The sequence below is a fragment of the Pseudomonas sp. WS 5146 genome (genome assembly GCF_012985495.1).
In the GTDB taxonomy this organism is placed as follows: domain Bacteria; phylum Pseudomonadota; class Gammaproteobacteria; order Pseudomonadales; family Pseudomonadaceae; genus Aquipseudomonas; species Aquipseudomonas edaphica.
This window is the reverse complement of the sequence record NZ_JAAQWL010000010.1, coordinates 52,801-74,876: the sequence shown is the minus strand read 5'-3', so window position 1 is coordinate 74,876 and position 22,076 is coordinate 52,801. Positions and strand designations below refer to the sequence as shown.

General features: G+C 60.7%; 19 protein-coding genes. 12 read left to right on the top strand and 7 right to left on the bottom strand.

All coding sequences use genetic code 11. The annotated features are described in order from the left end of the window. Positions 1-4: 4 nt before the first annotated feature. A complete protein-coding gene (locus HBO41_RS22905) occupies positions 5-1,216 on the top strand; it encodes an N-acetylmuramoyl-L-alanine amidase (protein WP_099550222.1) in 1,212 nt (403 codons plus the stop codon). Here HBO41_RS22905 and HBO41_RS22900 read toward each other — a convergent pair. After that, positions 1,213-1,581: a glutamine synthetase gene (locus HBO41_RS22900; RefSeq protein WP_138450732.1), complete on the bottom strand. Its 369-nt coding sequence runs from the start codon at positions 1,579-1,581 to the stop codon at positions 1,213-1,215. The genes HBO41_RS22905 and HBO41_RS22900 overlap by 4 nt on opposite strands. A gap of 126 nt (positions 1,582-1,707) precedes the next feature. On the opposite strand from HBO41_RS22900, the gene dksA reads away from it, so the two are divergent. From dksA to HBO41_RS22880, 4 genes are read left to right on the top strand one after another with little or no spacing between them, the layout of a single operon-like run. Next, on the top strand, positions 1,708-2,112 hold the full coding sequence (gene dksA / locus HBO41_RS22895; RefSeq protein ID WP_169987863.1) for an RNA polymerase-binding protein DksA: 405 nt from the start codon (positions 1,708-1,710) through the stop codon (positions 2,110-2,112). A 27-nt stretch (positions 2,113-2,139) separates the two neighbouring features. After that, complete coding sequence (gene zigA / locus HBO41_RS22890) at positions 2,140-3,345, top strand: zinc metallochaperone GTPase ZigA (protein WP_017135764.1); 1,206 nt, start codon at positions 2,140-2,142, stop codon at positions 3,343-3,345. Continuing rightward, positions 3,345-3,989, top strand: coding sequence for a DUF1826 domain-containing protein (locus HBO41_RS22885; protein WP_017135765.1), 645 nt, complete (start codon positions 3,345-3,347; stop codon positions 3,987-3,989). The genes zigA and HBO41_RS22885 overlap by 1 nt, the downstream gene beginning before the upstream one ends. Before the next feature lie 42 nt (positions 3,990-4,031). Beyond that, entirely contained in the window at positions 4,032-4,994 is a 963-nt protein-coding gene (locus HBO41_RS22880; RefSeq protein WP_169987861.1) for a GTP-binding protein, read from the top strand. Here HBO41_RS22880 and HBO41_RS22875 read toward each other — a convergent pair. After that, positions 4,988-5,383: a DUF3301 domain-containing protein gene (locus HBO41_RS22875; RefSeq protein ID WP_017135767.1), complete on the bottom strand. Its 396-nt coding sequence runs from the start codon at positions 5,381-5,383 to the stop codon at positions 4,988-4,990. The two genes, HBO41_RS22880 and HBO41_RS22875, sit on opposite strands and share 7 nt — an antisense overlap. 117 nt (positions 5,384-5,500) lie before the next feature. On the opposite strand from HBO41_RS22875, the gene pdxY reads away from it, so the two are divergent. Beyond that, positions 5,501-6,373, top strand: a complete 873-nt coding sequence (gene pdxY, locus HBO41_RS22870) for a pyridoxal kinase PdxY (RefSeq protein ID WP_017135768.1) — start codon at positions 5,501-5,503, stop codon at positions 6,371-6,373. 130 nt (positions 6,374-6,503) lie between these two features. On the opposite strand, the gene HBO41_RS22865 is transcribed toward pdxY, so the two are convergent. Further along, positions 6,504-6,989: an acyl-CoA thioesterase gene (locus HBO41_RS22865; RefSeq protein WP_017135769.1), complete on the bottom strand. Its 486-nt coding sequence runs from the start codon at positions 6,987-6,989 to the stop codon at positions 6,504-6,506. Positions 6,990-7,281: 292 nt separating this feature from the next. Here HBO41_RS22865 and HBO41_RS22860 point away from each other — a divergent pair, with 292 nt between their 5' ends. After that, positions 7,282-9,045, top strand: a complete 1,764-nt coding sequence (locus HBO41_RS22860; protein WP_169987859.1) for a cation:proton antiporter — start codon at positions 7,282-7,284, stop codon at positions 9,043-9,045. Between the two features lie 144 nt (positions 9,046-9,189). On the opposite strand, the gene HBO41_RS22855 is transcribed toward HBO41_RS22860, so the two are convergent. The 3 genes from HBO41_RS22855 to uvrD form a co-directional block, all read right to left on the bottom strand. After that, complete coding sequence (locus HBO41_RS22855) at positions 9,190-9,597, bottom strand: SMI1/KNR4 family protein (RefSeq protein WP_017135771.1); 408 nt, start codon at positions 9,595-9,597, stop codon at positions 9,190-9,192. Positions 9,598-9,732: 135 nt separating this feature from the next. Then, on the bottom strand, positions 9,733-10,605 hold the full coding sequence (locus tag HBO41_RS22850; RefSeq protein ID WP_056860905.1) for a Tim44 domain-containing protein: 873 nt from the start codon (positions 10,603-10,605) through the stop codon (positions 9,733-9,735). A 341-nt stretch (positions 10,606-10,946) separates the two neighbouring features. Beyond that, positions 10,947-13,130 (bottom strand): DNA helicase II, encoded by a 2,184-nt coding sequence (gene uvrD, locus HBO41_RS22845; RefSeq protein WP_017135773.1) that lies wholly within the window; start codon positions 13,128-13,130, stop codon positions 10,947-10,949. A gap of 279 nt (positions 13,131-13,409) precedes the next feature. Here uvrD and HBO41_RS22840 point away from each other — a divergent pair, with 279 nt between their 5' ends. The 3 genes from HBO41_RS22840 to HBO41_RS29570 all read left to right on the top strand — a co-directional run bounded on the left by HBO41_RS22840 (position 13,410) and on the right by HBO41_RS29570 (position 17,730). Next, positions 13,410-16,283, top strand: a complete 2,874-nt coding sequence (locus tag HBO41_RS22840; protein WP_169987857.1) for a GGDEF domain-containing phosphodiesterase — start codon at positions 13,410-13,412, stop codon at positions 16,281-16,283. Between the two features lie 162 nt (positions 16,284-16,445). Further along, positions 16,446-17,312: a transcriptional regulator HexR gene (gene hexR / locus HBO41_RS22835; protein WP_003177007.1), complete on the top strand. Its 867-nt coding sequence runs from the start codon at positions 16,446-16,448 to the stop codon at positions 17,310-17,312. Between the two features lie 223 nt (positions 17,313-17,535). Further along, positions 17,536-17,730 (top strand): PA3496 family putative envelope integrity protein, encoded by a 195-nt coding sequence (locus tag HBO41_RS29570; RefSeq protein ID WP_017135775.1) that lies wholly within the window; start codon positions 17,536-17,538, stop codon positions 17,728-17,730. Here HBO41_RS29570 and HBO41_RS22830 read toward each other — a convergent pair. After that, positions 17,660-18,634, bottom strand: coding sequence for a LysR family transcriptional regulator (locus HBO41_RS22830; protein WP_017135776.1), 975 nt, complete (start codon positions 18,632-18,634; stop codon positions 17,660-17,662). The genes HBO41_RS29570 and HBO41_RS22830 overlap by 71 nt on opposite strands. 196 nt (positions 18,635-18,830) lie before the next feature. Between HBO41_RS22830 and HBO41_RS22825 the strand changes: the two genes are divergently transcribed. Both HBO41_RS22825 and oadA read left to right on the top strand, forming a co-directional pair. Further along, a complete protein-coding gene (locus tag HBO41_RS22825; protein ID WP_003213442.1) occupies positions 18,831-20,246 on the top strand; it encodes an acetyl-CoA carboxylase biotin carboxylase subunit in 1,416 nt (471 codons plus the stop codon). A gap of 11 nt (positions 20,247-20,257) precedes the next feature. Continuing rightward, complete coding sequence (gene oadA, locus HBO41_RS22820) at positions 20,258-22,066, top strand: sodium-extruding oxaloacetate decarboxylase subunit alpha (protein WP_017135777.1); 1,809 nt, start codon at positions 20,258-20,260, stop codon at positions 22,064-22,066. The last annotated feature ends 10 nt before the right edge of the window (positions 22,067-22,076 follow it).

Here is a 22,076-nt window from a genome sequence, read left to right as displayed (position 1 = left end):
TTTCATGCACAGACGTCAGCTTCTCAATCTGCTGCTGGTCAGCCCTCTGTTCACCTTTCCATTGGGGGCGTTCGCCACACAGATTCGTAATGCGCGCTTGTGGCGCTCCGACGACAAACTGCGGCTGGTGTTCGACCTCAGCGGCCCGGTGCAATACAAGACCTTCTCCCTGACGTCGCCGGAGCGCGTGATCATCGACCTGAGCGGCGCCGGGCTCAGTGGTGATTTTTCGCAGTTGGCGCTGAAGGACAGTGGGATTACTTCGATTCGTTCGGGGCATTTCGGCAAGAGCGATACGCGCATCGTGCTGGACCTGGCCTCGCCGATGCAGCTCAACAGCTTTTTATTGCCGCCACAGGATGGTCAAGGCCATCGCCTGGTACTCGACCTGACCAACGCCACCCACGCGCCGCGCCAGATTGCTGCGCAGCCGGCGCCGCTGGTGGCTCCAGTAGATAAAGCGCACCCCAAGCGCGACATCATCGTGGTGGTCGACCCTGGCCACGGCGGCAAAGACCCTGGCGCCATCGGCTCCAAGGGCCAGCGCGAAAAGGATGTGGTGCTGTCCATCGCCCAACTGCTGGCCAAACGCTTGAAGCGCGAGAAGGGCTTTGACGTGAAGCTGGTGCGCAACGACGACTTCTTCGTGCCGCTGCGCAAGCGCGTGGACATCGCCCGTCAGCACAAGGCCGATATGTTTATCTCGGTGCATGCCGACGCCGCGCCGCGCCTCACCGCCTCCGGGGCTTCGGTGTATGCGTTGTCCGAAGGCGGTGCCACCTCCGCCACCGCGCGCTTCATGGCGCAGCGCGAAAACGGCGCCGACCTGTTGGGCGCCACGACATTGCTCAACCTCAAGGACAAGGATCCGATGCTCGCCGGGGTAATTCTCGATATGTCGATGAACGCCACCATCGCCTCCAGCCTGCAACTGGGCAGCTCGGTGTTGGGCAGCCTGCAAAGCATCACCACGTTGCACCAGAAGCGCGTGGAGCAAGCCGGGTTTGCGGTGCTCAAATCACCTGACGTGCCGTCGATCCTGGTGGAAACCGGGTTTATCTCCAACACTCGGGACGCCCAGCGGCTGGTGACGGCGCGTCATCAACAAGCCGTGGCGGATGGCCTGTTCGACGGCCTGAAAAAATACTTCGAGAAGAACCCGCCGATGAACAGCTACATGGCTTGGGTTCAGGAACAGAAGAGCGGCCAGGTCTAACAGCCGGCTATACGGCTGCACGTGAACTTGGCGCTGGCGCCACCCGAACTGGAAAACCGGTTGATGGTGGTCCAGCCCACGCGGCGCGTGTAGCCGACCCACGCCTCACCATCGGACGCCAACCCGGTAAAGAACGTCAGCTGCCCATAGCGGCTACTGGTTTGTGCCCAATAGCGTTTGCCGATCACCTCAAAACCGCGCAAATACGTAGTGCTGCCAACCGTCGCCACGCTGTAAGCATTGCCCAGCGGGTCTACGCAGGCCAGCAAATTAGCGCTGCGCGTGCAGCTCGCCAACGGGCTCGGCGTTTGCGCGCAGGCAGATCCTGCCACGCCCAATAACAGGGCATACACCAGGTATTTCATAGTGCCTCTCGGGCAAGAAAGTGTTCCAGCATTGCGCCCTTCGTCGTGGCGAGCAAGCGGGGATTGGCTTATTTGTGTTGTTATACTATAACATTAAAAAACAGCCTGACCCGTGAACCGCTTCCCATGACTGAACAAGAGCTCCTGGCCCAACTGCCCGCCGATTACATGAATGACGCTCAGCAAGGCTTCTTCCGAGCGCTGCTGCTGACGCAGCGCTACGAACTGCAGGCGCGTATCGAGGCTGAATTCCTGGTGCTGCGCGAGCAGGAAACCAACAGCGACCTGGCCGATATCGGCAGCGCCGAAGAGCAGCGCCAGTGGCAGCTGCGCCTGCTGGAGCGTGAAAAAAAGCTCTTGGACAAGATCGACGATGCCCTCGAACTGCTGGCCCGCGGCGAATATGGCTGGTGTCGCGAAACCGGCGAGCCCATCGGCCTGCAACGCCTGCTGCTGCGCCCCACTGCCACCCTGTCTATCGAAGCCAAAGAACGTGAAGAGCTGCGCGAACGCCATAAACGGGCGATTTGACCGGCCAACCCTGATGAGGATTACCTGATGACTAATCGCCTTCCCGTTACCGTGCTGTCCGGCTTTCTCGGCGCTGGTAAAAGCACGCTGCTCAACTACGTTCTGCGCAACCGCGAAAACCTGCGGGTGGCGGTGATCGTCAACGACATGAGTGAAATCAATATCGACGGCAGTGAGGTTCAGCGCGACGTCACGCTGAATCGCTCCGAAGAAAAACTGGTGGAGATGAGCAACGGCTGCATCTGCTGCACCTTGCGTGAAGACTTGCTGGAAGAAGTCACAAAGCTCGCCAAGGAAGGGCGCTTCGATTACCTGTTGATCGAGTCCACCGGCATTTCCGAGCCGCTGCCCGTGGCCGAAACCTTCACGTTCCGTGATGAAAACGAGCAAAGCCTGGCCGATATCGCACGCCTGGACACCATGGTCACCGTGGTCGACGGCATGAATTTCCTGCTCGATTACCAAGCTGCCGAAAGCCTCGCTTCCCGGGGTGAAACCCTGGGCGAAGACGACGAGCGCTCCATCACCGATTTGCTCATCGAGCAGATCGAATTCGCCGACGTGATCCTGATCAGCAAGATCGACCTGATCAGTAGCCGCGAACGCGAGGAGTTGATGGCCATCCTTGAGCGCCTCAATGCCCAGGCGGAAATCATCCCGATGGTGATGGGCGAAGTGCCGCTGAACAAGATCCTCAACACCGGCCGGTTCGACTTCGAACGCGCAGCGCAAGCGCCGGGCTGGTTGCAGGAGTTGCGCGGTGAGCACGTGCCGGAAACCGAAGAATATGGCATCGCCTCCACCGCTTACCGCGCGCGTCGCCCGTTTCATCCGCAGCGTTTCTTCGACTTTATCGATCGCCCGTGGGTGAACGGCAAACTGCTGCGCTCCAAGGGCTTTTTCTGGCTGGCGAGCAAGCATCAGGATGCCGGCAGTTGGTCCCAGGCCGGTGGCTTGATGCGCCATGGTTTTGCCGGGCGCTGGTGGCGTTTTGTGCCGAAAAGCCAGTGGCCGCAAGACGAAGAAAGCGTAGCGGCGATCATGGGCAACTGGCAATTGAGCACCGGCGACTGCCGCCAGGAACTGGTGTTTATCGGGCAAAACATCGACTTCGCGCAGATGCGCGCCGAGCTGGACGCGTGCTTGCTTAACGATGAAGAAATGGCCCAGGGCGTCGAAGGCTGGCGCCAGTTGGCCGACCCCTTTGGCCCTTGGTATGAGCAGGTAGCCTGATGCTGGCCCCGGTAATTCCCTTACGCCCGGTGATCCGGCAGACCCGGGGTGAAACGCCGCTGGCGCTGTCGGACATCCTCGAAAACGACGTCAACCTGGCGCTGTGGCAGCGCCAGTTGCCCCTGCATATCGCCGAATTTGGCGCCTTGCTGGTGGCGCTCAATGAGCCGTTGGCGGATTCCTTGGTGATTGAGCTCGACAATGAGGAGGCTGTGCCCAATTTGCAGGGTTTGGCCTCCAGTTGCCGTGATCTTGAAGGTTACGAAGGCTTTATCGCCGATGTGTCCTGGCTGGTCAGCGCGTTTGCTTGCCTGCTCGGTGCCAAGAGGATTGGCGTGCGTTTGCGGCTGTTGGACAAGGCCATGTGCCCGCGTTTTCACGTCGACCATGTGCCGGTTCGACTGATCACCACCTACGCCGGCATCGGCAGCCAGTGGCTGCGCGAAGGCGTGATGGACCGGCGTAAACTCAGCCAGCCCGACGCGGAACCCACCGAGCGCATCGAGCAGGTCCACTGCGGCGAAGTGGCCTTGCTCAAGGGCACAAAATGGCACGGCAACGAGAACCATGGCTTGATCCATCGCTCACCCGCGCTCAAGGCTGACGAGCGCCGGTTGATCCTGACGCTGGATTGGCTCGCATAACCGCGTAGGATCAAGCGCTCTACCCGGCCTGAATGAAGCCCCATGCTGCAGAACATTCCCACCCACGTGATTGCCGGGCCTTTGGGCGCCGGCAAGACCAGCCTGATCAAACACCTGCTGGCCCAACGCCCGGCCAACGAGCGCTGGGCCGTGTTGATCAATGAGTTCGGGCAAATCGGCCTGGACGCTGCCTTGCTAACACAGGACGACGACGGCATTGCGCTGGGCGAAGTGGCCGGAGGCTGTTTGTGCTGTGTGAATGGTGCACCGTTCCAGGTAGGGCTTGGCCGCCTGTTGCGTAAGGCCAAGCCGGATCGGCTGTTTATCGAGCCCTCGGGCCTGGGGCATCCGGCGCAGTTGCTCAAGCAGTTGCGCGAGGCGCCATGGCAGGGCGTACTCGCAGTTCAGCCGTGTGTGTTGGTATTGGATGCCCAAGCATTGGCAGCGGGCAAAGCATTGCCGCAAGCGCAGCAGGAAGCGCTGGCCAGCGCCGGTTTGTTGGTGTTGAACAAAGATGAATCGTTGGATGCCGCACAGCGCCAGGCCATAGAACAGCAACTGCCTGCTTGCCCGATTTACTGGACACGCCAGGCGCAGTTGCCGCTCAAGCAATTGCCCGGCCTGGATGCACAGGCTGGCGCAGCTGTGGATAACTTCGAGGTGCCCAAAGGTGTGGTACAGATGCCGGCCGTCTGGGTTGATCCTGCGTTGCCCATTTGCCTGAGTCAGGCCCAGGAAGGTGGCTGGAGTATCGGTTGGCGCTGGCATCCAAGCCAGTCGTTCGACATTGCGCGCCTGCACAGCTGGCTTTCTGGCCTTGAATGGCGCCGCGCCAAGCTGGTTATCCACAGCGGCGATACCTGGATGTCCGTTAACGCTGTGGATAATGGTCCACTTGCCTGGCAACCCAGCGAGTGGCGCCGCGATTCACGTATTGAATTGATCTTCAGCCAGCCACAGGACGTGGCTGGGCTACAGAGCGCGCTGGCCGCGTGCCGTCAGTGACGGGTCTTGCTGGCGTGGTCCTGGCGCCATTGGCTCAGCTCGATGACTTCGGCGCTGGGCTGCGGTGTCTTGATCTCGAACGGGTAGGGCGCCAATTCGATCTGCGCGCTGTGGGCGCCAAACTGAGTGATAGTCCCGGGGTGGCGGGCTTCGCCGGTCACGGTGAACTCAAAGTTGTAAATGCGTGCCAGACGCCGTCGACCATTGGCATCTTTCACAAAACCTATGCGTTTTAACGCCACTGCGCCGTCGAGCAGTTCGATATCCAGTTTGGCGCAATGCTGCTTGACCCGCTCCAGCGCCCGTTCACGCAGGCCGTGGTTGTGCCACACCCAGGCGGCACCGGTCGCCAACAGCATCAACACGAAGATATTTCCCAGGGTCAGCATGCGATGAACTCCAACAAAGTGAGAGCAGCTTAACTGTGTCTCTGGTCTGTCGTACAGGCTGGGTTTAGTCGCATACTGCGCGGCCAGAATTCAAACGGCTTTACGGAAATCTCCCGCATGAAACGCACACCTCATCTGCTTGCGATCCAGTCTCATGTGGTCTTTGGCCACGCCGGAAACAGCGCCGCCGTGTTCCCCATGCAGCGGGTCGGGGTGAACGTCTGGCCGCTGAACACGGTGCAGTTCTCCAATCACACTCAGTATGGCCAGTGGGCGGGCGAAGTGCTGGCGCCGCAGCAAATTCCGGCGTTGGTAGAAGGCATTGCCGCGATTGGCGAGTTGGGCAACTGCGATGCGGTACTGTCCGGCTACTTGGGCAGTGCCGACCAGGGCCGAGCGATTCTTACCGGCGTGGCCCGTATCAAGGCCATCAACCCCAAGGCCCTGTACCTGTGCGACCCAGTCATGGGCCATCCGGAAAAAGGCTGCATCGTGCCCCAGGAAGTCAGCGATTTCCTGCTGGACGAGGCGGCGGCCATGGCGGATTTCCTGTGCCCCAACCAACTGGAGCTGGACAGCTTCGCCGGGCGCAAGCCGCAATCGCTGTTCGATTGCCTGGCGATGGCCAAGGCGCTGCTGGCCCGTGGGCCGAAGGCGGTATTGGTCAAACACTTGGATTATCCGGGCAAGCTGCCGGAGGGTTTCGAGATGCTGCTGGTCACAGCAGACGGCAGCTGGCACTTACGCCGGCCGTTGCTGGCGTTCCCGCGTCAGCCGGTGGGCGTGGGCGACCTGACGTCGGGGTTATTCCTGGCGCGTGTGCTGTTGGGTGACAGCCTGTTGGCGGCCTTCGAATTCACCGCCGCAGCGGTGCATGAAGTGCTGCTGGAAACCCAGGCCTGCGCCAGTTACGAGCTGGAGCTGGTACGGGCTCAGGATCGTATCGCGCATCCTCGCGTACGCTTTGAGGCAACACCCATCGGCCTGTAAGCACACAAAACCCAATGTGGGAGCTGGCTTGCCTGCGATAGCGGTGTGTCAGGCGACAAAGATGTCGACTGTCAGGCCCTCATCGCAGGCAAGCCAGCTCCCACATTCGATTGGGTTTACAGCTCGAAATTTACGGCCCGTCTGCCTTGATTTCCCGATAACGCTTCTCCAGCTCCTGACGAATCTGCCGACGCTGTTGCGCCTGCACAAAGCGGCGCTTGTCTTCGCTGTTCTGTGGCTGCAGCGGCGGTACGGCGGCGGGTTTGCGCTGGTCGTCCACGGCCACCATGGTGAAGAAGCAGCTGTTGGTATGGCGCACCGAGCGCTCGCGGATGTTTTCGGTCACCACCTTGATGCCCACTTCCATCGATGTGTTGCCGGTGTAGTTGACCGAGGCCAGGAAGGTCACCAGCTCGCCGACATGGATCGGCTCGCGAAAAATCACCTGGTCGACCGACAGCGTGACCACATAACGGCCCGCGTAACGGCTCGCGCAGGCGTAGGCCACTTCGTCGAGGTATTTGAGCAGGGTGCCGCCGTGCACATTGCCTGAGAAGTTGGCCATGTCAGGGGTCATCAATACCGTCATCGACAGCTGGGCGTTTCCGGGTTCCATAGCACACTCACGGGTTGTAGGCATTGGTTGGGGGACACCTCTACGGGTGCTGGAATCTTTACAGCGCTCTCCCTAACGGGACGCCAGTGGGCGGCTTGCCGTCACGCGAACGCCGATCTGTTTCCATATATTGCACCGGCTTTCTGCCGGAAGTCGTGGTGTTAACCTTCAAAAGCCCATCCCAGGGCATTTCTTACGATCAAGGCAGACTTTTCCTTCCGCGCTTAGCGACTGTTCAAGGGCGCGTGTGGAAGTGGGAAAAGCGCCAGTACCCCTCAAGGAGCCCCTCGCCATGCACGCCATCAGCTTTATCCAGGACTTGGCCGTGATCATGCTGGTGGCAGGGGTTGTCACCATCCTGTTCCACCGCCTCAAGCAGCCGGTGGTGCTGGGGTATATCGTCGCGGGGTTCATCATTGGCCCTCACACGCCACCGTTCGGCCTGATCCACGACGAAGACACCATCAAGACCCTGGCTGAGCTGGGGGTGATCTTCCTGATGTTCTGCCTGGGCCTGGAGTTCAGCCTGCGCAAGTTGTTCAAGGTCGGCGCCACGGCGTTTATCGCGGCCTTCCTGGAAATCATCCTGATGATCTGGATCGGCTACGAGATCGGCCGCTGGTTCGACTGGAACACCATGGACTCGCTGTTCCTCGGCGCGATCCTGGCGATTTCCTCGACCACCATCATCGTCAAGGCGCTCAATGACCTGAAGATGAAGAACCAGCGTTTTGCCCAACTGATTTTTGGCGTGCTGATCGTCGAGGACATCCTGGGCATCGGCATCATCGCCTTGCTGTCGAGCATCGCCGTCAGCGGCACGGTGAGTTCCGGTGAGGTGTTCTCTACGGTTGGCAAGCTGTCGCTGTTCATGATCGTGGCGTTGGTCATCGGCATTTTGCTGGTGCCGCGCCTGTTGGCCTATGTGGCCAAGTTTGAAAGTAACGAGATGCTGCTGATCACCGTGTTGGGCCTGTGTTTCGGCTTTTGCCTGCTGGTGGTCAAACTCGAATACAGCATGGTGCTGGGCGCGTTCCTGATCGGCGCGATCATGGCCGAATCTCGCCAGTTGATTAAAATTGAACGCCTGATCGAACCGGTTCGCGACATGTTCAGCGCGATCTTCTTTGTCGCCATCGGCTTGATGATCGACCCGCAGATCCTGCTGCAGTACGCCTGGCCCATCGCGGTGATTACCGTGGCAGTAGTGATGGGCAAGATGCTGTCCTGCGGCCTGGGGGCGTTTATTGCCGGCAATGATGGCCGTACCTCACTGCGTGTAGGTATGGGGCTGTCACAGATTGGCGAGTTTTCCTTCATCATCGCCGCGCTGGGGATGACCTTGCAGGTGACCAGTGACTTCCTCTATCCAGTGGCGGTGGCGGTTTCGGCGATCACCACGCTGCTCACGCCGTACCTGATTCGCGGCGCTGACCCATTGTCGTTAAAGATTGCCGCGGTAATGCCCAAGCGCATGAGCCGGGTGTTCGGCCTGTATGGCGAATGGTTGCGCAGTATTCAGCCTCAAGGTGAGGGCGCGATGCTGGCGTCGATGATTCGCAAGATCATCCTGCAAGTGGGCGTGAACCTGGCACTGGTGATCGCGATCTTCTTTGCCGGCAGCTTCTTCGCGGCGAGCATTGGCGGGTACCTGGAAGGCTGGATCAGTGATCCGAGCTGGCAGAAGGCATTGATCTGGGGTGGGGCGTTGCTGCTGTCGCTGCCGTTTCTGATTGCGGCGTACCGCAAGCTCAAGGCGCTGTCGATGTTGCTGGCGGAGATGAGTGTGAAACCGGAGATGGCCGGGCGGCATACCCAGCGTGTGCGACGGGTGATCGCGGAGGTGATCCCGATCCTGTCGCTGTTGGTGATCTTCCTGCTATTGGCAGCCTTGTCGGCGAGTATTTTGCCGACCAACAAGTTGCTGGTGCTGATTGCCGTGGTCACGGCGACGGTGGCGGCGGTGCTCTGGCGGTGGTTCATCCGCGTGCATACGCGGATGCAGGTCGCCTTGCTGGAGACCCTGGATAACCACAAAGATACGCCAGAGCACTGATGTCATTGTGGCGAGGGAGCTTGCTCCCGCTGGGGTGCGCAGCAGCCCTAAAACAGTCACCTCGCCACACCTGGAAAAACGCGTTGCCCTGGTTGGGGCTGCTTCGCAGCCCAGCGGGAGCAAGCTCCCTCGCCACAAAAAGCGTCAGCTTTCCAGCCAGACGTCCCGCGCCCAGTGCCAAACCGATTCCCAGGTTTCTTCGGTGACCAGTTCTTCTTCGCCGGACCACAGCACCACGGTGCCGTCCTCTTCGACGCAGTAGTAGTCATCGCCGTCCTGGCAGATCGGGATCATGCTGCGGTCAACACCGGCGTCCCAGGCGTTGGCGGCAACGTCCGGCAGGTAGGTGTGGGACTGCGGGTCGGTGACGGTCACCGGTTCCAGGCTGCCGTACACCACGTCGCTGACGGTCAGCAGGAATTCACGGAATACAAACGGGATGTCGATGAACAGTTGTTCTTCGATTTCCACAATCTGGTCTTCGTCAGGCAGCTCCAGAGGAACCGGGACCGGTTCGTTGGCTTCACGCAATTGTTCGATGATTTCTTCCACGGCCGGGATCCTTTTGCTAGTTGGCGCGGTTAATAGGGCGTTTTATACAGTAGCTCGCTATAAGTGCAACCGCGAAATAGAAAACCCCGGAACATGTCCGGGGTTTTTATTACCAAGTGCTCAAGCGTAGGGTTATCAGCCGTTCTGGCGGATACCTGCGACCAGCCAAGGCTGGTTCTCGCCTTGCGGGCGTTCCATGTTCCAGCTTTCGCTGAACACTTCACCCTGGTCGAAACGCGAGGTCTTCGACACACCGCTGAAGGTCAGGGTGGCGATGGTCTTGTCGGCGCGATCATCCACACCGTCCAGCTGTACGCGCAGGTCGTCGATGTAAGTCGACTGGAACGCATCACCGATTTCGGCGCGTTCGCGCTTGAGGAACTCCAGCAGTTGCGGGGTCACGAACTCGGCGATCTTGTCCATTTCGTTGGCGTCCCAGTGCTGCTGCAGGGACTGGAAGTGGCTGCGGGCCGCTTCGACGAAACGTTCTTCGTTGAACCAGGCCGGTGCATTGATCACCGGGCGGGCGGCGGCAGGTGCTGCCGAACCACCGAAGATCGAACCCATGGCTGGTTTTTGCTCGAACACTTCACGCTGCATCGGCGCGCCGGCTGGCGCCAGGTGCTCCTGCTGCTTGCGTCGACGGGCGGCGATAAAGCGGAAGATCACAAACGCGATGACCGCCAGGATCAGGATGTCGAAGATCTGCATGCCCTGGAAGCCGCCGCCCATGAACATGGAAGCGAGCAGGCCACCGGCGGCGATACCGGCCAGAGGGCCTAACCAGCGCGAAGCACCGCCGGCCTTGGCAGCAGCGCCAGCGGCACCGGCTGCACCAGCGGTCGCAGCTGCGCCGCCCATGCCACCGGCGGAAGGAGCCATTTGGCTGGTCTGGTGAGTCGGAGCCGAGCCCATGCTTTTGCCGCCACCGAAGCGCTTGGCGTTGGCGTCGAGGCTCATCGTCAGGCCGATGCACAACGCCATGGCGATGCTAAGAAAACGTTTCATAAAGGGAATTCCCATTTGTGGATTGCACGCGCGCCATGTTGCACAGGTGTCGTGACAGTGGCTAGCGACATAATGTTTCGGGCTTTTGCGTAAGACCGATTCAGAATGGCCCGTAGGACTTATCTCAGATATTGGCCCGCGCTTGGTAAAAACAAGGGCGGGCCATCAACCTTCATGTAACGCGAAGTTTCATCATATTGGCTTATGTGGCGAGGGAGCTTGCTCCCGCTGGGCTGCGAAGCAGCCCCTGACTGGCAAACGCAGCCTGATAGATTGGCACGGCGCAAAATGGGAGCGCTTCGCGCTCCAGCGGGAGCAAGCTCCCTCGCCACAAGCGATTGTCAGACGGCTTCGAGCTTTGCATAGCCCATCATCAGCCACTTGCTGCCTTCGGCGAAGTTCACCTGTACCCGCGCCTGGGCGCCGGCACCTTCGAAGTTAAGGATCACACCCTCACCGAAGATAGCATGCTTGACCTGCTGGCCAAGGCTGAAGGGTGTTTCCGGAATCTCGGAACCGGCGAACATGCTGCTGGAGTTCTGCTGCTGGCCGCCGCCGAACGGTCGGCTGACGCTGTTGGACAAGCGCACTTCCTGGATCAGGCCTTTCGGCACTTCACGTACGAAGCGCGACACCTTGTTGTAGGTCTCGCTGCCGTACAGGCGTCGGGTCTCGGCGTAGGTCATCACCAGGTTCTGCATGGCGCGGGTGATGCCCACGTAGGCCAGGCGGCGTTCTTCCTCAAGGCGGCCGGGCTCTTCCAGGCTCATCTTGTGTGGGAACAGGCCTTCTTCCATGCCTACCAGGAACACATACGGAAATTCCAGGCCCTTGGCGCTGTGCAAGGTCATCAGCTGGATGCTGTCTTCATGCTCATCGGCCTGGGTATCACCGGCTTCCAGCGACGCATGGCCGAGGAAGGCGGCGAGCGGCGTCAGCTCTTCGTCTTCCTCGGTGTTTTCGAATGCGCGGGCCGCGCTGACCAGTTCCTCAAGGTTTTCTACCCGGGCCTGGCCTTTTTCGCCTTTTTCCGCTTCGTGATAGGCGATCAGGCCGGACTGCTCGATCACGGTCTGGGTCATCAAGTGCAGCGGCATTTCCGCGCATTTGGCCGCCAGGTTCTCGATCAGCTCGACAAACACGCCCAATGCCCCGGCGGCGCGGCCGGTCAGGCCCTTGTTGGCGATCAGCAAGCGCATGGATTCCCACATCGACACATCGGCGTGGCGGGCGTGGTCGCGAATCGCTTCAACGGTTTTCTCACCGATGCCACGCGCCGGGATGTTGATCACCCGCTCCAGCGCCGCATCGTTGCCACGGCCTTCCAGCAAGCGCAGGTAGGCCATGGCGTTCTTGATTTCGGCCCGTTCAAAGAAACGCTGGCCACCATAGATGCGGTACGGAATGCGCTCGCGCAGCAAGGCTTCTTCCAGCACCCGCGATTGGGCGTTGGAACGGTACAAAATCGCGATATCGCTGCGCGCCAGGCCGGTTTTCAGCGCGCTTTCGATGGTTTCCACCACGTAGCGCGCTTCGTCGTGTTCATTGAACGCGGCGTACAGGTTGATCGCTTCGCCTTCGCCGCCGTCGGTCCACAACTCTTTGCCCATGCGCCCGGTGTTGTTGGCGATCAAGGCGTTGGCGGCCTTGAGGATGCCGGCGGTGGAGCGGTAATTCTGTTCCAGGCGGATGGTGATCGCGTCCGGGAAGTCGTCGGAATACTGGTAGATGTTCTCGATTTTTGCGCCGCGCCAGCCGTAGATCGACTGGTCGTCGTCGCCCACCACCATCAGGCTGTCGCCGCCCTTGGCCAGCAGGCGCAACCAGGCGTACTGCACGGCGTTGGTGTCCTGGAACTCGTCCACCAGAATGTGTCGGAAGCGTTTCTGGTAATGGGCCAGCAAGCCTGGGTTGTCGCGCCACAGGTCGAGGGCGCGCAGCAGCAGCTCTGAGAAGTCGATCACACCGGCGCGCACGCAGGCGGCCTCGTAGGCTTCATAAATGCTGCGCATGGTGGCCAGGAACAAATCGCCGCTGGCCTGGATATGTTGCGGGCGCAGGCCTTCGTCTTTCTGACCGTTGATAAACCATTGCGCCTGGCGCGCGGGCCAGCGTTGCTCGTCCAGGCCCAGCTCGCGGATCACCCGCTTGACCAGGCGTTGCTGGTCGTCGCTGTCGAGAATCTGGAAGGTCTGGCTCAACCCGGCTTCCTGCCAGTGCGCCCGCAACAGGCGGTGCGCCAAGCCGTGGAACGTGCCCACCCACATGCCGGCCGGGCTGATGCCCATCAACTGCTCGATGCGGTGGCGCATCTCGGCAGCGGCCTTGTTGGTGAAGGTCACCGACAGGATGGAATGCGGGGACGCGTTTTCGACCTGGATCAACCAGGCGATACGGTGCACCAGCACTCGGGTTTTACCGGAGCCAGCACCGGCCAGGACCAACTGACGGCCAACGGGGGCTGCAACAGCCTGGCGTTGGGCATCGTTGAGGGAGTTCAGCAAAAGGGAGAGATCATCGCGCATCGGCGCATTCTAGGGTGCTGCGGGGAGTCGGGCAAATCCCAATGCCGGGTGGTCGATGCAAAACTTTCCGGGCGATCCTGGCCGCGCAAACATTCTGCTGACGGTGATGACCGGTAAGTCATGGCCCACAGCCCGCGCAGGGTCTAGCTCAAGCGCTTTGGCCACGAAGGTTGTGTGTAAAAACCGTGTGGTTTTTATGACTTGGAGCAGTTTGGCCCAAGCGCTTGCTTGTGTATGCTCCGTCCACGTTTCGGGCTCACCATTATAAGAACACTGCCTATGACCCTCAGTCCCGACCTGTTTGGCCCCTCGGTGGCGCCCGCGCAGGTCATTCGTAAACATTACGCAACCGAGATAGCGGTCGAACGCACTCGCCTGTTGTATCAAGGCTCATTGCTGCCGACGTTACTGATGCTGGTCAACGGCCTGGTCTGCGCCTGGTTGCTGTGGAACCCCAAGCAATACCTGTTGGACAGCATCTGGCTGGTCTGGCTGCTCGCCCTGGTAGCCCTGCGCGTCATCCAGGTGGCGGCCTTTGATTCGGCGATGCCCAGTCGCCAGGCCCAGCCGATCTGGCGGCGCATGTTCATGCTCGGCTCGGCGGTCAGCGGGCTGACCCTGGCCACCGCCGCCATTGCCCTGGTGCCGGCCAATAGCTTTATGCAGCAGGCCTGGGTATTCGGCCTGATTGGCGCCGCGACGTTGTCAGCCAGCGTGGCCTATGCCGTGAGCTTGCCGGCGTTCCTGTCCTTTGCGGTGCCGTGCCTGGTGCCGCCCATCGTCTATCTGTTTTGGAACGGCGCCTCGCAGCAGCAAGGCTGGGGCGTGCTCGGCCTGATCTTGCTGGCGTCCCTGAGCATGGTGGCGTGGCAGGTCAACCGCCTGATCCAGCGCGGTTTGTTGCGGCGCTTCCAGAACCAGGCGCTGATCGAGCATCTTCAGCAAGCGCAGCAACGCAGCGAGCAGTTGAATCAGGAACTGGTGCGCGAAGTCGGCCAACGTCGCCAGGCCGAACAGGAATTACGCGACGCGCAGATCGGCCTGCAAGACCGCGTGACGCAACGCAGCCAGGAACTGGACGCCGCCAGCCTGGCCCTGAATAAAAGTGAAGCGCGCCTGGCCATGGCCCTGCAAGCCAGTGAGTTGGGCCTGTGGGACTGGAACCTGCAAACCGACGAGGTGCATCACACCCAGCTCAAAGAGTTGTTTGGCCTGGAGCCGGAGTACGTCACGGCGATGCTCAGCCACCTCAAGCCGCGCCTGCACCCCGAAGACCTGCCGCTGCTCAAGCGCGCGCTGGTAGAGCACCTCAAGGGGCGCAGCGACGATTACCAGGTGGAATACCGCGTGCGCCATGGCGACGGCCATTGGGTGTGGATCGAAGACCGTGGCCGCGCCGTGGAGCGCACGCCCGGCGGCCGCGTCACGCGCATGCTTGGCACGCGCCGCGACATCAGCGCCGACAAGGCACTGGAGGAACAGCAACGCCTGGCCTCGACGGTGTTCGAAGCGGCCAGCGAAGGCATCGTGATTCTTGACCCTGAGTACGTGCTGATCGCCGTCAACCAGGCCTTCAGTCGCGTCACCGGCTTTGAAATCGACGACATGATCGGCCGCAATGTCGTCGAACTGCCCAGCAGCCGTGACGCCCGCCGTCACTTCCCGGTGATCCGCCAGGCACTGCTCAGCCATGGCACCTGGCAGGGCGAGTTGGTGGAAACGCGCAAGAACGGCGAGCTGTACCCGCAGTGGCTGCAATTGAATGTGGTGCGCGATGCTCGGGGAAAAGTCAGCCATATTGTGGGCTTCTTCGCCGATTTGTCCGCGCGGCGTGAATCCGAGGAGCGCATGCGCTACCTCACTCACTATGACGAGCTGACGGGCCTGGCCAACCGTTCGCTGTTTCGCGAACGCCTGCGTGAGGCCCATGCGCGGGTGCGTCAGGGCGGGCGCAGCCTGGCGCTGCTGCATATCAACCTGGACCGCTTCAAGCTGCTCAACGACAGCCTCGGCCATGAAGTTGCCGACCAACTGTTGCAGAAAATGGCCCGCCGTCTGATCAATGCCTTGCCCGAAGCTGACACCATCGCACGCCTGTCCGGTGATGAGTTTGCCGTGCTGTTCGATGCCTACGGCAGCCTGTCGAGCCTGGCACGGGTGGCCACGCGGCTGCTCGCCAAATTGCGGGTGCCGGTGACGGTGGAGGGGCATGAGCTGGTGGTCAGTGCCTCCATGGGCGTCAGCTTGCTGCCGGATAATGCGCGGGAAATTTCTGCGCTGGTCAGCCAATCCAACATGGCCATGCAGCACGCCAAGCATTTGGGCGGCAATAATTTCCAGTTCTACACCGACAGCCTGCAAGCCAGCACGCTGGAGCGTTTGCAGCTGGAAAACCACCTGCGCAAGGCCATCGACGAGCGCCAGCTCACGGTGTTCTACCAACCGAAACTGTGCCTGGCCACGGGCAAGCTGAACGCCGCTGAGGCGCTGGTGCGCTGGGAGCACCCGCAGTGGGGCATGGTGCCGCCGGGGGACTTTATTGGTCTGGCCGAAGAAACCGGCTTGATCGTGCCGCTGGGCGAATTCGTGCTGCGCCAGGCGTGCTGGCAGGCGTGCGAATGGCAGCGCCAGGGGCTGGCGCCGATTCGCGTGTCGGTGAACCTTTCGGTGCATCAACTGCGCCAGGGCAAGTTGGTCAGCCTGGTGCGCCAGGTGCTGGAAGAAACCGGCCTGGACCCGCAATACCTGGAGCTGGAGCTGACCGAGAGCCAACTGCTCGACAGCGTTGAGCACATCATTGCCACCTTCCAGCAATTGCGCGATTTGGGCGTGAAGTTGGCCATCGATGACTTCGGCACCGGGTATTCGTCCCTCAGCTACCTCAAGCGCATCCCCGTGGATTACGTGAAGATCGACCAGACTTTTATCCGGGGGCTTGGTCAGGGCCGGGAAGATGCGGCCATCACTCGCGCAATCATCGCCATGGCCCACGGGCTGGCGCTCAAGGTGGTGGCCGAAGGTGTGGAAGACCAGCAGCAGCTGGATTTCCTGCGCGGCGAACGCTGCGATGAAGTGCAGGGTTACTTGATCAGTCGGCCGATGGCTGCTGAAGGGTTGGCAGATTTATTACGAAAAAATGCAGACTTTCCTTAAAGACCGCTACGCCGCCCCTGTGGCTACAAGGCGGCTGCCCGCTGATTCAAAGGGCATCAGGGCGATTTAGTGATGCATCGGGCGGGCAAAACGGTAATTCTTGTAGTATAACTACAAGCTTGCTACATCCCTGGCGTCTGCCAATAACAAGAGTCCTGCCCTTTGAACCTGTTGCAACATATCGCCCAGTCGCGCCACCTGTTACGCAAATCGGAACTCAAGGTTGCCGATCACGTGCTGCTTGACCCTGCGGCCGTGATGCACAGTTCCATGGCCGACCTGGCCCACAGCGTGGGCATCAGTGAGCCGACCATCGTGCGCTTTTGCCGTGCCATCGGTTGTTCCGGGTTCCAGGATTTGAAACTCAAGCTGGCGCAAAGCCTGGCGGCCGGTGCGAGCTTCGGGCAGTTTGCGATTCATGAAGACGACTCCGTCGCCGACTACAGCCTGAAAATCTTCGACACCACCTTGCACACGCTGATGGAAGTGCGTGAGAAGCTCGATCCGGTTGAGCTGCAAAAGGCCGTGACCGCCATGTCCCAAGCCCAGCGCGTGGAGTTTTATGGGTTTGGTGCTTCGGGAGCCGTCGCCGCTGATGCCCAGCACAAATTCTTCCGCCTGCTGCTCACTGCCGCGGCCTACAGCGACCCGCACATGCAGGCAATGTCGGCGGTGACCTTGAAGCCGACCGACGTGGCCATCTGCATTTCCCAGTCCGGGCGCTCCAAAGACCTGCTGATCACCGCCAACCTGGTGCGTGAAAGCGGCGCTTCGTTGATCACCCTGTGCCCGAGCCAGACGCCGTTGGCGGAGCTGTCGACGGTCAACCTGGCGATCGACGTGCACGAAGACACTGAAATCTACACGCCGCTGACCTCGCGTATTGCGCATCTGGTGGTGATCGACGTGTTGGCGATGGGCGTGGCCATGGCGCGCGGGCCGAGCCTGGTCAACCACCTCAAGAGCGTGAAGCGCAGCTTGCGCAGCCTGCGGTTGTCACCCAAGTCCGTCAAAGCCCTCGACGACTGATTCGAGGTCGTCCTCGGTCAAATGTGGGAGCTGGCTTGCCTGCGATGGCTGTGTATCAGTCGCCGGATATGTCGGCTGACCCACCGCTATCGCAGGCAAGCCAGCTCCCACCTTGGTTTTGCGCTTATTTCAGAAGATTCATCGTCCTGTAACCCACGCGCCGCCAAACCGTCATCCCTTGCGCCCATTCTGTACTCCCCGTACTCGCATTGGGAGACTCGAAATGGCCCGGCACTACGAAGACAGCAGCACCGTCAAAACCCGTCGTCAGCAAGAAGACCAGCGCCGCATGGCGTTCCGTCGCGCAATCGAAGACCGCTGCGAGGAGCGCCAGCTGCTCCAGAGCATCAGTGACTACCCGGAACTCCACTGGCAGGCACCCGCGGCTGCCCAGCGAAACGCTCAGCCAGCGCGCTGATCTGTACGCGTTCGCTGCGGATAAAGCCCAGGAACGCATGGGCCACCGGTGACAGGCGCTTGGCCTTGGCTTGCACCAGGCACCAACTGCGGTACAGCGGCAGTTCTTCTACCGGCAGCTCCTTGAGCCCGCCGGTGGCCAGCTCCAGGTTGACTGCGTGGCGCGTCAGCAACGCCACGCCCAACCCTGCATTCACGCACTCGCGCTGCGCCTCGGCCGAGGCTACTTCCACTGTTTGGGTGAAGTGCACGCGTTTTTCCTTGAAGTACTCCTCGCAGGCCAGTCGCGTGCCGGAACCTGGTTCGCGGATGAGCAGCGTGTAGGGTTCCAGGTCTTGAAGGCGCAGCGGCCCTTGCAGGCTTAACGGGTGATCGAGCGGCGCCACGGCAACAATCGGGTTGTTCAGGAACGGCAGGAATTCCAGGCCCATGTCCTGGGGCACCATGGACATGATCACCAGGTCGTCGCGGTTGTCCGACAGCCTGCGAATCACCTGGGCGCGGTTGACCACCGTGAGGTGCAACTGCACCTCCGGGTGCTGGCGTTTAAAGGCCGCGAACAGGTGCGGCACGAAGTACTTGGCGCTGGATTCCACCGCCAGTTTCAGTTGGCCTTGCAGCGAGCCCTGCATGTCCGACAGCTGCATATCGAGGTTTTCCAGGCGCCCGAAAATATCCCGGCTGGCGCGCTGCAAGGCTTCGGCGGCTTCAGTCATGTAGAGCTTTTTGCCGACGTAATCGAACAGCGGCTGGCCGATCAGCTCTTCAAGCTGGCGAATTTGCAGGCTGACGGCGGGTTGCGTGAGAGACATTTCCTCGGCCGCGCGGCTGTAGGAGCGCAAATCACACACTTCATTGAAGATCTGTAATTGACGCAATGTCATACGCATCAATGACTTACGCATTATTTAAATCCTCTCGCCCAAGGCCGTTCGGCCAACTATAAGTCTTTACTTATACACAACCCAATAATTATTGATTTTTGTTAATCCTCCGTTGCGCCTAGTGTGTGTCTCGCGACTGTCATGAAACATTTGGTCACGCGCCGACCCGGATCCAACGGGTCGTAGAACGCAGCAATCGGCTCAAGGGAATTTCCAAGTGATAAAAAAGATCCTGATCGCCAACCGTGGTGAAATTGCCGTACGAATCGTGCGTGCCTGCGCCGAGATGGGCATTCGCTCGGTCGCGGTTTACTCGGACGCCGACCGCCACGCGTTGCACGTTAAACGTGCCGACGAAGCCCACAGCATTGGTGCCGAGCCGCTGGCCGGTTACCTGAACCCGCGTAAGCTGGTGAACCTGGCCGTGGAAACCGGTTGTGACGCCTTGCACCCAGGCTACGGGTTCCTGTCGGAAAACGCCGAGCTGGCAGACATTTGCGCCGAACGCGGGATCAAGTTCATTGGCCCGTCCGCCGAAGTGATCCGCCGCATGGGCGACAAGACCGAAGCGCGCCGCAGCATGATCAAGGCCGGTGTGCCGGTCACGCCAGGCACCGAAGGCAACGTGGCTGATATCGCCGAAGCCCTCACCGAAGGCGACCGCATTGGTTACCCGGTGATGCTCAAGGCCACCTCCGGTGGTGGCGGTCGCGGCATCCGTCGCTGCAACAGTCGTGAAGAACTTGAACAAGCCTTCCCACGCGTGATCTCCGAGGCCACCAAGGCCTTCGGTTCGGCGGAAGTGTTCCTGGAAAAATGCATCGTCAATCCCAAGCATATCGAGGCGCAGATTCTCGGTGACAGCTTTGGCAACGTGGTGCATCTGTTCGAGCGCGATTGCTCGATCCAGCGTCGCAACCAGAAGCTCATTGAAATCGCCCCAAGCCCGCAACTGACGCCTGAACAGCGCGCTTATATCGGCGACCTGTCGGTACGCGCGGCCAAGGCCGTGGGTTACGAGAACGCCGGCACCGTGGAGTTCCTGCTCGCCGAGGGCGAGGTGTACTTCATGGAAATGAACACCCGCGTGCAGGTGGAACACACCATCACCGAAGAAATCACCGGCATCGATATTGTGCGTGAACAGATCCGCATCGCCTCGGGCCTGCCGCTGTCGGTGAAACAGGAAGACATTCAGCACCGTGGTTTCGCGTTGCAGTTCCGCATCAACGCCGAAGACCCCAAGAACAACTTCCTGCCAAGTTTCGGCAAGATCACCCGTTACTACGCGCCCGGCGGTCCCGGCGTGCGCACCGACACGGCGATCTACACCGGCTACACCATCCCGCCGTTCTACGACTCCATGTGCCTGAAACTGGTGGTGTGGGCGTTGACTTGGGAAGAAGCCATGGACCGCGGCCTGCGTGCCCTGGACGACATGCGCCTGCAAGGCGTGAAGACCACCGCCGCCTACTACCAGGAAATCCTGCGCAACCCGGAATTCCGCAGCGGCCAGTTCAACACCAGTTTCGTGGAAAGCCACCCTGAGCTGACCAACTACTCGATCAAGCGCAAACCCGAAGAGCTGGCCCTGGCCATCGCCGCCGCCATCGCCGCCCACGCAGGCCTGTGAGGAATACAACAATGTCCAAGAAAATATTCGTAACCGATACCATCCTGCGCGACGCACACCAATCGTTGCTGGCGACCCGCATGCGCACCGACGACATGCTGCCGATCTGCGACAAGCTCGATAAAGTCGGCTACTGGTCCCTGGAAGTCTGGGGTGGCGCGACCTTCGACGCCTGCGTGCGCTTTTTGAAAGAAGACCCGTGGGAGCGCCTGCGCAAACTGCGCGCCGCGTTGCCTAACACACGCCTGCAAATGCTGCTGCGTGGCCAGAACCTGCTGGGCTACCGCCACTACAGCGACGACGTGGTCAAAGCCTTCGTCGCCAAGGCTGCTGTGAATGGCATCGACGTGTTCCGCATCTTCGACGCCATGAACGACGTGCGTAACCTGCGCGTGGCCATCGAAGCGGTCAAAGCTGCCGGCAAACATGCCCAGGGCACCATCGCCTACACCACCAGCCCGGTGCACACCATTGACGCTTTTGTGGCCCAAGCCAAGCAAATGGAAGCCATGGGTTGCGACTCGGTAGCGATCAAGGACATGGCCGGGCTGCTGACCCCGTACGCCACCGGCGAGCTGGTCAAGGCATTGAAAGCCGAGCAAAGCCTGCCGATCTTTATCCACTCGCATGACACCGCCGGCCTGGCTGCGATGTGCCAACTCAAGGCGATCGAAAACGGTGCCGACCATATCGACACCGCCATTTCCAGCTTCGCTTGGGGCACCAGCCACCCGGGCACCGAGTCGATGGTCGCCGCCCTTAAAGGCAGCGAATTCGACACTGGCCTCAGCCTGGAACTGCTGCAGGAAATTGGCCTGTACTTCTACGCCGTGCGCAAGAAGTACCACCAGTTCGAAAGCGAATTCACTGCCGTCGACACCCGCGTGCAAGTCAACCAGGTGCCGGGCGGGATGATTTCCAACCTGGCCAACCAGTTGAAAGAGCAGGGCGCACTCAACCGCATGAGCGAAGTGCTGGCCGAAATCCCGCGTGTGCGTGAAGACCTTGGCTTCCCGCCGCTGGTCACGCCGACCTCGCAGATCGTCGGCACCCAGGCGTTCTTCAACGTGCTGGCCGGCGAGCGCTACAAAACCATCACCAACGAAGTGAAGCTCTACCTGCAAGGCGGCTACGGCAAGGCGCCGGGCACCGTGAACGAGAAGCTGCGTCGCCAGGCCATTGGCAGCGAAGAGGTGATCGACCACCGCCCAGCCGACCTGCTCAAGCCGGAGATGACCAAGTTGCGCGGCGAAATCGGCGCATTGGCCAAGTCCGAAGAAGACGTGCTGACCTACGCCATGTTCCCGGATATCGGGCGCAAGTTCCTCGAAGAGCGCGACGCCGGCACCCTGGCGCCTGAAGTGCTGTTGCCGATCCCTGAAGCCGGCGGCGTGGCGCGTGCCGGTGGTGAAGGCGTGCCGACCGAGTTCGTCATCGACGTGCACGGCGAAAGCTACCGCGTGGATATCACCGGTGTTGGCGTGAAAGCCGAGGGCAAACGGCACTTCTACCTGTCCATCGACGGCATGCCCGAAGAAGTGGTGTTCGAACCGCTCAATGAGTTTGTCAGCAGTGGCGGCAGCAAGCGCAAGCACGCGACCGAGCCGGGCCATGTCAGCACGGCGATGCCGGGCAACATCGTCGACGTATTGGTCAAGGAAGGCGACGTGGTCAAAGCGGGCCAGGCCGTGCTGATTACCGAAGCCATGAAGATGGAAACCGAAGTGCAGGCAGCGATTGCCGGCAAGGTAACTGCCGTTCACGTGGCCAAGGGCGACCGGGTCAACCCTGGCGAAATCCTGATTGAAATCGAAGGCTGACCCAGCCTTC